The sequence below is a fragment of the Teredinibacter waterburyi genome, assembly GCF_001922985.1.
Lineage (GTDB): Bacteria > Pseudomonadota > Gammaproteobacteria > Pseudomonadales > Cellvibrionaceae > Teredinibacter > Teredinibacter waterburyi.
Genome location: NZ_MRUH01000056.1, coordinates 47,501 through 58,498 on the forward strand (window position 1 = coordinate 47,501; position 10,998 = coordinate 58,498).

A 10,998-nucleotide genomic window follows, 5' to 3' on the forward strand; every position below is an offset into this window, starting at 1 on the left:
TCCGTTACAGTGCGGCTAAATATTCTTCGGGTTGGCTAGTGCTAGCTGTAAGCACAGGCGTTTTTAGATCTAGGGACCAAGCAAGGGGCTATTCCCCCAATTCAAACCACTCCACCCTCGCAAAGGCTTCTGCCACGAAGGTTTTGTAAGCATCCGTATACAATGCAGCTAAATATTCATCGGGTTCGACTGTACTAGGCCATTCGACTAAGGCGATTAAGTCTGGTTTGGTGTCGGTAGGGTTATCGCTTTCGAAAGCCATTGGCGTATTGCGCCATAGTATTTTTGCGCCTAAACGCTCCCGTAACCCTTGTGTTGCCGCAAAGTACTCGTCAAACCCTTCGGGTGTTTTTTTCCAGGCTACGCTAATGGTGTAGTTTTTTGTTTTATCGATAGTAAACGCTGGCAGCTGGGCATAATCAAAGTCGTACGACATATAGCTTTCCCACGCCTGCAAGCGTAGTGGCTTTAAATTTTTCAAGTAGTGATCAGACTGCCGAACACTCTGCGCAGCCTCGTTACCTGGCCACCAATACATTCCTGTAAACGTCGGCTTTAGTTCGCCGGCAAGTGTTCGCGATACGCCAAAACGGTGTAGCTCTTTCATGCCCGCTTTTTCCGCCATTGGAATAACCCCGTCGAGGTAACGCGTTATCCACTCACTAGCCTCTGGTGCCGGCCGCAATGCCACCACGGTGAATACAGGTTTAGCGGCTGGCGTATTGGCGGCCGGCTTACTGGACGACATCCCGCAGGCGCCAAGCCCTATGCCCGCAATAATCGCGAGGCTTATGCGGCAAAGCCTTGGGGTAAAGGTTTTAATAAGGGTGGTTTTGGCTAAGTACATGTAATGGCTCCGATTACTGGCTAGTGACTAAAAAGTGGGCGGAAGTCGATCAATTACTTGATCACGGCCCACAGGCTAGGCAGTTTCGGAGAGAAAGGTGTCTCTTTCGATAAAAGATGACACCGAATTTATGTAAATGTACCTCTAAACCGCCGTGGCCGATTGCGCTTGAGGCTTAAGCGTGGACGCCGACTGAGTTTGCTCGCGGTATTCAACCGGCGTTACATTTAACAGCTCTTTAAATGCACGGTAAAAGGAATTTTTATTACTGAACCCAGCAGCAAAAGCGATATCGATAATTCGCAGCTGTCTAGATGAGTCACTTAAAAGTTCACACGCATATCTAACACGATACCCATTGATATAGTCATAAAACCCTACCCCCAAATACACGTTGAGCAACTCCGACGCTTGGTGTGAGGTAATCCCCAGCTTTGCTCCTAAGCGCTTTAGAGATAGGTCGTTCTGGAGGTACACCTGATCAGCTTCCATAGCGGTCGCCAAGTGTCGTAACAATTCGCTTGCAACCTCTTCCGACAATTCCCGTGCAGGCCGCGATGACTTCGTTGCCTGCGGATTGTCCGAATCCGTGTCGGCTGCAGTGACTCCGTCGTCGGTCATTCGTTGGGAATGAAAAAATACGGTTGGCCGAAAGATACTAAATAGCGCAACCCCCAACATATAAACCGACATAGTCAGCGTTAAGACTTGTGCTAGCGCAAGATTAAAATACTGTTGATAGAGACGCAGCCCAATTAAAGCAATATCGACAAGTAAAATCACCCCTAACCCCGCGACCACAAACAACAACCAATACCACGAAGAGTTTTTAAAATTGCCGTAGAGAATCTCTAGCTTGGATTTATTTTCTATTAGTAGCGCTATTGCGCAGATTGCATAGACAAACCCGTGCAGTAAGCCAAACAACGATGCCCACCATGCAAATTTGGGCACAAACAAGAACAAGGGGATAACAACAATAAACGGTATGAAGTGCCAAAAGGCTCGACCAGAAGCTTTATTAAAAACAAGGCCGACGAATGTGATCAACAGCGGCCCCTTAAGCCAAATAGCCGATTGAGACAACGCGGCGAGCGTTAGCCAACCTTGTGGAACAAGAGTAAGCGAATAGAAATACAGCTGCGGCACACACAACGAGAATATCAATGCGGAAAACCAACGGTTAATCTGGCTATTGCCGCGCCGATCCAAAAGTAAGTGCAACGCGCTCCACACACTAAGCGTGAGTACCACCAAACTAATGGCTTTGTTGATCTCAAGCATAATGTAAGCTCCGACGAGTATTAGATGTTATTCGCAAGCATACCCTACTTAGGTGAACAAATATTGGCCAAAACCTTATATTTATTCAACCCATAACAAAGCTAGCGGACTCTTATAGATCATCAATTGCGCTTACATTTTGGGTATCCACAAGCCCGACACGAAAAAATAAAACGGCTATACTAACCGCGCGATTCGCTAACGCCTCAGGGCCTATATCCTGCCGCATGAAGGTGCAAGCAATATTGCCTTAGCTCTATTTAGCTTTCCTAGCCTCGCAGAATATGAGTCATACCGCATCAAGGCAGCACAGGACTCGGAGTGCCAAGCTGCAATGGACTACTATAATCAAACTAAGTGCTTCCTTAGTTTTGAGCGTTCATTTATGAGACCGATTTTTAAATAGGCACTTAAAATTATGTTTGCGCAGATTTTTCAATTTAGCTTACTGAAATATCTAACAGATACCCGGTATTATTAGCCGTTCTATTTTTGTATTCAGGCATTACAAAGGCCGAACCAGATCGCTTTTGGTTACAATCTAATGCAAAGCTCGGAGGGGATAACAACCATGAAATCATTAGGCCAATGGCTTTGGAATGTAATGGTCGCCATCGACCAACTGGGTAACGCCATTGCCGGTGGCAACCCAGACATTACCATTTCCGCTCGGGTTGGGTACTTTGCTAACGACTGTAATAATCGCACCTTCTATTATTACTGGAGGTTCTTAGAGCTTGTAATCGACTTCACTTTCTACCCTCTGGATGGCCCAAAACACTGCCTACAAGCCCTAAGCCAGGATGATGAGCTAGGTCACGTTCAGGGTAATGATTTGATGCGTTCCATACTCGGTATAATCGCTGTAACAGCCTGTTTATTTATCTCCATCCTCACATGGTCTGGCTATGCGCTTGGTTATAGGCCAAAAATAAAACACTTACTTTTACGCCCCAGCTGCGACCAAAACAATCAAACCCCATAATACAGCGCTTTGGCGGCTGTAATTGCAGGCGACAGTAATACGATGCTGTATGATGATTGTTGTGGCAAACGAGCCCCAGCGCTACTTGCTAAGAAGACGTTAGGTTACAACTGTAGATTAAAGCTGTAGAGCAAAACGAATAGGTAAATATTTTTTATAATGACAAAGAGGTTTCAGGATGAACACTTCAAGTTCAGATATTATCGAGGACAAACCATCGAGTGAGACGCCTACTCGGCCACTAATTATCGAATCGGCGAGTAACACGATTCTAGAAGCCGCAACCCAAGCCTTCAAAAATTTAGATATAAAAAGATCTAACCCTTCCGAAATAAAAAAATTAGTTAGCGATATTTGGACGCTGCTCCCCCCCATAGCATCAGACAACAGTTTAGATGAATTAGCCCAAAGCCTGCTAAAGGGCGATTCAAGCGCGAACATTGAATTTCGTTCTCGGCTGCAAGAACTTAGCCTTTGGAACGACAAATACTCACCCTGCCCGCACGTCAATTCGCTACCGGCGGATTACCATAAACAACTGCTAGAGATCCAATTTCTAAATTCGGTGGTTAAAGCCTATCCGCACACAAAGCCTGCCAACCCGACAATAAACTCGCTGCGGGTTGCGCGCTTAATCGGTGCGGCAATTTTAACCGCGCAAGGAAATGCAGAAAGCATCAACAAAAATATAAATGTAATTGTTACCCAACTGAACGCACTGCTTCCTATCACCAGCCTAAACGAGCGCGCTATACGGTTTTTAGAATCCAACCAATTTGGTGAAAGTTTTATTTCGAGTTTGAATTTCTATAGCGGTCAGCTTACGTCCCGCTCTGGTTTTGATGGCGGTTTTGATGGCGGTTTTGCTGGCGACTTTGGCGGTGGCCCGGATGACAGGCCTCAAATGCCCGGCTTTGGACGACCATTCAACCCCAGCGGTCCAGGTGGCGGATTTATCTGGCCGCCAAACCCCGGCGCCGGAGGGGCACCAGGCTTACCGCTGCCCTTCCCTCCACCCATGCCCGAAGACCCGACAATACCAGGCGGGCTCGAATGCTTGCCCGAATTTATTAGAGCCTTCATAGACATCATTGGCCCCGCGTTGGGCCGTTTAAATTACAGCATCGATTCAGTCTCGCCAATCAATGCGTGTGTCGGCGAAACAATCACCATTACGGGTTCTGGGTTTTTCTTTGACGGAAACCTGGTTCGAATCCGATTTAAAGGTGCTGAACCAGGCTCCACAGTTCTTTCCGAAGAAGTTACGCCGATTTCGGATACCCAGATCGACGTAGTTGTTCCACCCGGCGCACATTGCGGAACAATAGAACTGGGGCTAGATGAACCATTAACGGTTTTAGCCTGCGATGTAAGCCTTACCTTAGATTTAACAACACGCTCCAGCTTCGAATTCTTAGGCGGTGAAACCACCACAACCTTGGGCTTTCGTCACCCAAGACGACGCGGATGCTTGCGCCCAGATGAAGTAATAGACATTAACCATGTGAGCTGCAACGCCCAATCACTTTTACTGCGCATCACCAGCGACGACCCAGCAGTAGATGAATTTTCACGAAGTTACTCCGGCAGCATTCCTCGCTTCACACGCTATACCATTCCCAGCCCCTCAGCCGAAGCAGAAATTCTGGTTGAAGTTACCGCGACCGGACGGTGCGGCACCGACTCACACAGCCTCAGCCTTATGGTTGATCAAATACGCCCCATTGCACCTAGCGGCCCAGCCCTATTCACGCCAGGAAGGTTTCGCAATTGGAACCATAATATAGACCGAACCATTATGCAGTTTGCGCCAACCACGCGCGAAGATCTTATCAACGCCGTATACGCCGCAGAAGCATCAAACCGACGCTTAGCCATTGCGGGAAGCGGCTTCTCCTTTACAGAATGCGCTGTATCGCAAAACGAAACAGATTATGTACTACTTGATACCATCTATTTGAATGAAATTCTTACCCTGCCAATCGACGACATATTGAATGATCGCGCGCGAACAATACTATCCACAGATAACATCAACCAATATTCAGAGGTACTCGATAGCGGTGAATTAACATCGCTCAGCCAACGACTCGTGTATGTAGAAGCCGGAATAAAACTCGCAAACCTAAACTTTGAATTGAGTCGTCTAGGTTTGGCCTTGCCGACCATGGGTGGTGGCGATCGGCAATCGCTGACGGGCGCATTTAGTACTGGCACACACGGCAGCACCCTACACCTACCGCCCATAGCGGATTTTGTTCGTGCTATTCATTTAATAGGCACAGACGGCCAAGAATGGTGGATTGAGTCATCGTCTAGGCGTATAACCGATCCCGAAAAAATGGAAGCCCAGCGTGGCGAACTTTTTTCGCTATGCACCAATATTGTTTACGACGATAACCTATTTAATGCAACCTTAGTTTCGTTTGGCTCTGCTGGGGTAATCTATGCGGTTGTATATGAAACCGTTGATGCTCATCGTATGAGCCTCGAAACAATCTATACAAACTGGCCCTTTGCCCAAAATTGGCTGCGCGAAAAAGTACTGGAAACACCGCGCGATGAAGACCACTGGTTTATTGAAGTTTTAGTGCTCGCCGACGGCAAAAGCTACATTACCACCAACAATTTAACAGCACTCCCAGTTAATTTACCTGCGGAAGAAGAAGGGCTTAGTGACAGAACACTAGCCGTAATTCTGGTTAACGCACTTCCAGCGGCTTTGGGTTTAACGGGTGGCTTAATTGGCCTTTTACTCGCCTATATTCCGGCCGAATTTGCACGCATGACGGGCTACTACCTAAGTTTTCAGATCGCGCGCGGCAACCAAGCTAGAGAAAATTTAGCAGCAGTGTTCGGCTTAATGAGTTCCATACGCTACGTTCTAAGCATGCTAGATTCCGACCCAGAAACAGACGCAATAAACCAAGCCGTACCAGGGCTAATAAATGATATTTGGAAACTAGGCGATATTATTCCCGCAGGCCGAGAAATAGTAGACGCAATTGTAACCCAGGTCACAGAAGGTAAACGCCCAGAACGTTCCAGAGCATCAAACCCAATAGTGTTACCAAGTGACGATGCGCTAATGCATAAAGATCGAACAGCTCGCACTAGCGCCGAACCTTTACCAAGTCGCGGCTCTCGCTGGGGCGACGAAGTTCAATGGGGCAAATCGCCCAGCTTTGATCGACTGGTTGAAAGTCACGAATATATCGTTCGACCAGATCAATTGATTAGCTTTATTGACGGATTACTGGCAATCGCAAATGAAATTCGCAACCGAAGAACATCCACCGCCTTATTACTTGCCCTACCCATTCGCTTTACAAAAAGATCCATCGCCACCATGGCAATGCAACGCCATGACTTAAATTGTCACGTTGAGCTATTTGTAATGGAGCGACTCGACGGCACAGAAGAATTCTTAACACGAGCGCGCGAGTTCGCAAACAGCGTAGGAGCTATTCCCCACTGGGGGCAACTACATGATGAAGCTAGAAACTTTGACGACGTTTATGGGGCAAGTCGCGTCCGACAATTTAGTAATCAAATGCAAATATTAGCCAATGGCGAACCTAGAACATTTCGAAATCAGTTTTCTGTAATTCGAAATCTATTATCGCGATAAGTATAGGTGCGCGCGCCCCACAGCCAACTCGGCAAATTTCATTGATCAATATTCACTAATGAAATAAGAAAAAAACAAAACCAAATAACAAGAACAAAACAACACAAAAACCCGGCCAATTGGTCGGGTTTTTTTACATCTGTAAAAATGAGACTGTAGGTTTAAGCAGAATTCACCAAAAAAATAGTGACATTTTCCTAATGTTTTGAGAATTTATAACGACTATAAAAAGAAGAGCAATAACAATAACGCGTAGGGAAGCCCTTAATATGAACAAACTCGGTTTAGCCACATTGGCCTGCATATTTTCCATCGTCTTGATGTTCGGCATAGTAAACAAAGCTCAACATAAACAACAAGTAGTAATGAAAATTGAAGATGCAAAGAAGTTACACGCCGAACAAGTAACCAAGGCACTCGACAGCGTAAAAGAATTTGAAAAGCAAAAACAGTCGATAACCATGACAAACAAAGATGGGGTAATTAGCAACTTCGAAGGGCCTATCGTTGCTTTTGAATATTTAAGCCATCACGGCAAAATCTATGATATCGAAATTCCAGAACAGCGCGAACATTTTAGAAAAGATACCAACGGCGCTTGGTTTGACCCAGACCACCCTAACTTTGGCTTGCCAGACCTAAAAATCATTGTCGACAAACCACGATTCAAATCACCCGAATTCATTCCTACAACATCCGCATTTTACGACCAAATAAGTGCCCTTCTACCCAAAAACGATAAACTTGGGCCCTACAAACATTACGAGAAAAGCTACATCAGCGAAGATGGCCATCACAAAGTAGACAAGTTCGACCTATACCTAACAGAGTTTAACCTTACCCTAGACATTCGCACGCTGCGCGGCGAAAGCGTAAAAAGCAAATTAGATAAAATAGATAAAACAGCGAAAAAATACCCAAGGCACTGGTACACCAACACCAAAACCGACGACAAGCTTTATTCCCTTGACGATATAGACTTTCAAGAAGAGTGGGACGATAGTCGCTACGCGGATTTAGATATCGTATTTAAAGTATCACCCAACTACGCACCTTGGTATATATCCGACAAAACCGGCACGCAAAAAAATGCAGAGGTCGCCGTAGGCGCAATAATTGTAAGCAAACTGGATGTTGTTAATGAAGATGCACGTAGGCTAGATATCGCCCCCAGTAGCCCAGGACAATATGTATCCCTGTATAGCGACAGGAGCCTAGGCAATCGGTACAACGAATCTAACCTAGTATCTTCGTTTAACACCAGCGCCCTACCAGAATCAATATTTAACAAAGACTACTTCTTCCGTATCACCTCCAAAAATATCGGCTCATGGAAAAAGAACTTCGGCATCGACAAATGGGACGACCGCGTAACATTCACATTTTTATTACCCATTCTAGTTAAAGGCTCCTTCGACGTAGTACTACCAAGCGACCTTATACCCGAATATATTCCCCCCAAAGCCTATGCAAAATCGTTCGAGCTAGCCGACCTAGTGCCAGACTGGGGCCTAAATAACCTTGGCAAATATATTACCTACGGCTTCGCCACCTTTATAATTATCGTCGTAATATTATTTGTGCCTAACATCCTAATTCTTTTAAACACTATTGTAGGGCTATTAATCGCAGCGCTTAAACGCATAGCGAAGCCATCCGGCACCTAGACCAAACAGCTTAAATAACAAAATAGCGATACCCCAACTAACCCGCAACTAAACGCAATATTTCGTTATGGAATAAGCCGAACCCAAATCACCTACTACCAGAGAAGCTCCGACCAAATCGGCCGGAGTTTTTTACACCTATAAAAGGTTACGTTTAAGCAGAGTGAGATATTGTTAAAAAATTAGTGACATTGGCGCAATGTTTTGAGACTTTATGGGGATATTAATTGGCGCCCACAAATAAGGTATACCTTATCTGGTGCAACTGGAAATTGGGCGTGGAGATATACAAGGCATTCACGCGTCTAATCGCGGCCTATTGACTGGTTTGTTTTGTGTGATTTAGACGTTGAATATAATATTAGGCAATCGTAACTTCACACAAACGTAGAGTAAAAAAGAATGTTTGAATGGTTCGCAAGTCCAGAGGCATGGGTAGCATTAGCAACCCTAATGGCTTTGGAGATTGTTCTTGGAATAGACAATATAATATTTATATCAATACTCGTTGGTAGATTGCCAGAAAAACAGAGGGCTAAGGCTCGAAAGATCGGTCTATCTTTAGCGATGGGCACTCGTTTACTGCTGCTTTTCAGCTTGGCTTGGATTATGGGCCTGGTGGAGCCTTTGTTTATTGCTTTTGGGAATGAAATATCTGGAAGAGACATCATACTAGTTGTAGGCGGGTTTTTTCTTCTCACAAAATCCACACACGAAATACATGGTAGTTTTGAAATACAAGAAGCATCTAAGGCGCAGTTTGTAGTCTCCGGTTTTATCTCGATCCTCATTCAAATTGCTCTACTTGATGTTGTGTTTTCACTTGATTCGGTAATAACTGCTGTAGGGTTAGTTGATCATCTAAGCATAATGGTTATAGCAATTGTTGCATCGGTTGGCGTTATGCTTGTAGCCGCAAAACCAATAGGTGATTTTGTAGATGCGAATCCTACAATAAAAATGTTGGCACTGTCTTTCTTGATGCTGATAGGGTTCACTCTTATTGCAGAGGGGTTCGATGTTCATATACCAAAAGGTTACGTTTACTTTGCTATGGCCTTTTCCTTAGTTGTAGAGATGCTCAACATAAAAATAAGAAATCGCAGGGCAAAAGCTGTTGAGACAATACATCTGGCAAAAAAAACACTGAAGATGAAAATGCCTAACAAATAGCTGCACACGGACCCATATTGCTACGCTCGTTTTGTATAGTCGCTGCGCTCCATTTTACACAAAACGCTCTCCGCAATATGCGGCCGGTGAGCTAGGCGTTATGCGTCAAACAAACTATTAGATTATGGAGTGGTCTCATGAATAAAAGAAAAAAAAACAGTAAAGTGGCTATCAAATTAATAGGAGCTATTTGTTCATTTTTTATCGCTCACTTCGCGTACGCATCAAATGATACAAAGCCTGACGCTTCTATTTACGTAGATTCACTAGAAAACTACGTTAAAGAAATCTCGGCACCGTCTCTTCCAGGGTTTTCATACTTAATTTCGAAGCACGGAAAAATCATTTCAAAAGGCAGCTTTGGTTTAGCTGACGTGGAAAAAGGTATTAAAAACAGTGAGGATACTGTTTACAGAGTCGCCTCAATCACCAAACAATTCACCGCTGTATCTGTGTTAATTCTTGCTAATGAAGGAAAGTTGTCAATAGGCGACAAGCTTAGTAAGTTTTTTCCAAATCTACCAAATTCGTCGAAGATAACTATTCTAAACTTGCTAACTCATACTTCGGGGATGTGGGATCAGGAAAGAGATGAAGATTTTCCATTCCCTATCGATCAATATGTAGAGCCTCAAGAGCACCTGTCGTATATATCTAAAAAAGGCGTTTTTTTCGAACCTGGTAAGGAGTGGCGGTATAGCAGCAATGGTTACTTTGTTCTAGGGCTAATCATTGAAAAAGTGAGTGGCCAGTCGCTCGATTCCTTTATGAGAGAGAGAATATTCTCACCTCTTAAAATGAATAATACGGGGCTTTACGCTAACCGATCTGAGAACCCATCAATCGCAGTAGGTTATGGGCTTAAAAGCGAAAAGCCATATAGGGAGATAGATACAAATATGAAAACCTATAATGGTGCTGCTGCCCTTTGCTCAACAGTAAATGACCTTTTTATATGGAACGAAGCGCTTCATAACGGTAAGGTTTTACCCGAAGAGACTTACAAGGAGTTCATTGAACCCTATAAATTTGATAATGGCTTCGTGCCTTCCGTCAAGTATGGATTCGGAGTTGGAGCGGAAATAGTGGGGGGGCATCTAACCTTGGGGCACCCAGGTCAGCTAAAGGGGTTTCAGTCAGACATTTTGAGATTGCCTAGCGAAGAGGTTAACGTTATTTTTCTATCAAATATTAATGGATACCAATTTCCGGTTAAATGGCGCGTCACTGATAAACTAATTAAAACCCTTTACGGTGGCGTTGAAAAGGATTAATTATAAGTTCGACCTGAGTAGCTATAAGAATTTAGTAGCTCCGACAAAACCGCCTAGTATCAACTTTGAACCGCTACAATAATAGTTAAAGTCCATAAAACATTTCCTCTGGTGTTCTGAAATCAAATCGTTTTCTT

At 44.5% G+C, this 10,998-nt stretch carries 8 protein-coding genes; 6 read left to right on the forward strand and 2 right to left on the reverse strand.

What is annotated here, in order from left to right; all coding sequences use genetic code 11:
• Positions 1-88 precede the first annotated feature (88 nt).
• Both IDZ20_RS05695 and IDZ20_RS05700 read right to left on the reverse strand, forming a co-directional pair.
• Positions 89-847, reverse strand: coding sequence for a hypothetical protein (locus IDZ20_RS05695; protein WP_188150461.1), 759 nt, complete (start codon positions 845-847; stop codon positions 89-91).
• Between the two features lie 144 nt (positions 848-991).
• A complete protein-coding gene (locus IDZ20_RS05700) occupies positions 992-2,131 on the reverse strand; it encodes a helix-turn-helix domain-containing protein (RefSeq protein ID WP_188150462.1) in 1,140 nt (379 codons plus the stop codon).
• A 220-nt stretch (positions 2,132-2,351) separates the two neighbouring features.
• On the opposite strand from IDZ20_RS05700, the gene IDZ20_RS05705 reads away from it, so the two are divergent.
• From IDZ20_RS05705 to IDZ20_RS05730, 6 genes are all read left to right on the forward strand, one after another.
• Positions 2,352-2,537, forward strand: a complete 186-nt coding sequence (locus tag IDZ20_RS05705) for an NIPSNAP family protein (protein WP_281250545.1) — start codon at positions 2,352-2,354, stop codon at positions 2,535-2,537.
• Between the two features lie 165 nt (positions 2,538-2,702).
• Complete coding sequence (locus IDZ20_RS05710; protein WP_188150463.1) at positions 2,703-3,116, forward strand: hypothetical protein; 414 nt, start codon at positions 2,703-2,705, stop codon at positions 3,114-3,116.
• Positions 3,117-3,294: 178 nt separating this feature from the next.
• Complete coding sequence (locus IDZ20_RS05715) at positions 3,295-6,747, forward strand: FAD-binding protein (RefSeq protein WP_188150464.1); 3,453 nt, start codon at positions 3,295-3,297, stop codon at positions 6,745-6,747.
• Between the two features lie 269 nt (positions 6,748-7,016).
• Complete coding sequence (locus IDZ20_RS05720) at positions 7,017-8,414, forward strand: hypothetical protein (RefSeq protein ID WP_188150465.1); 1,398 nt, start codon at positions 7,017-7,019, stop codon at positions 8,412-8,414.
• A gap of 402 nt (positions 8,415-8,816) precedes the next feature.
• A complete protein-coding gene (locus IDZ20_RS05725; protein WP_188150466.1) occupies positions 8,817-9,587 on the forward strand; it encodes a TerC family protein in 771 nt (256 codons plus the stop codon).
• Between the two features lie 137 nt (positions 9,588-9,724).
• Entirely contained in the window at positions 9,725-10,861 is a 1,137-nt protein-coding gene (locus tag IDZ20_RS05730; protein WP_188150467.1) for a serine hydrolase domain-containing protein, read from the forward strand.
• Positions 10,862-10,998 lie beyond the last annotated feature (137 nt).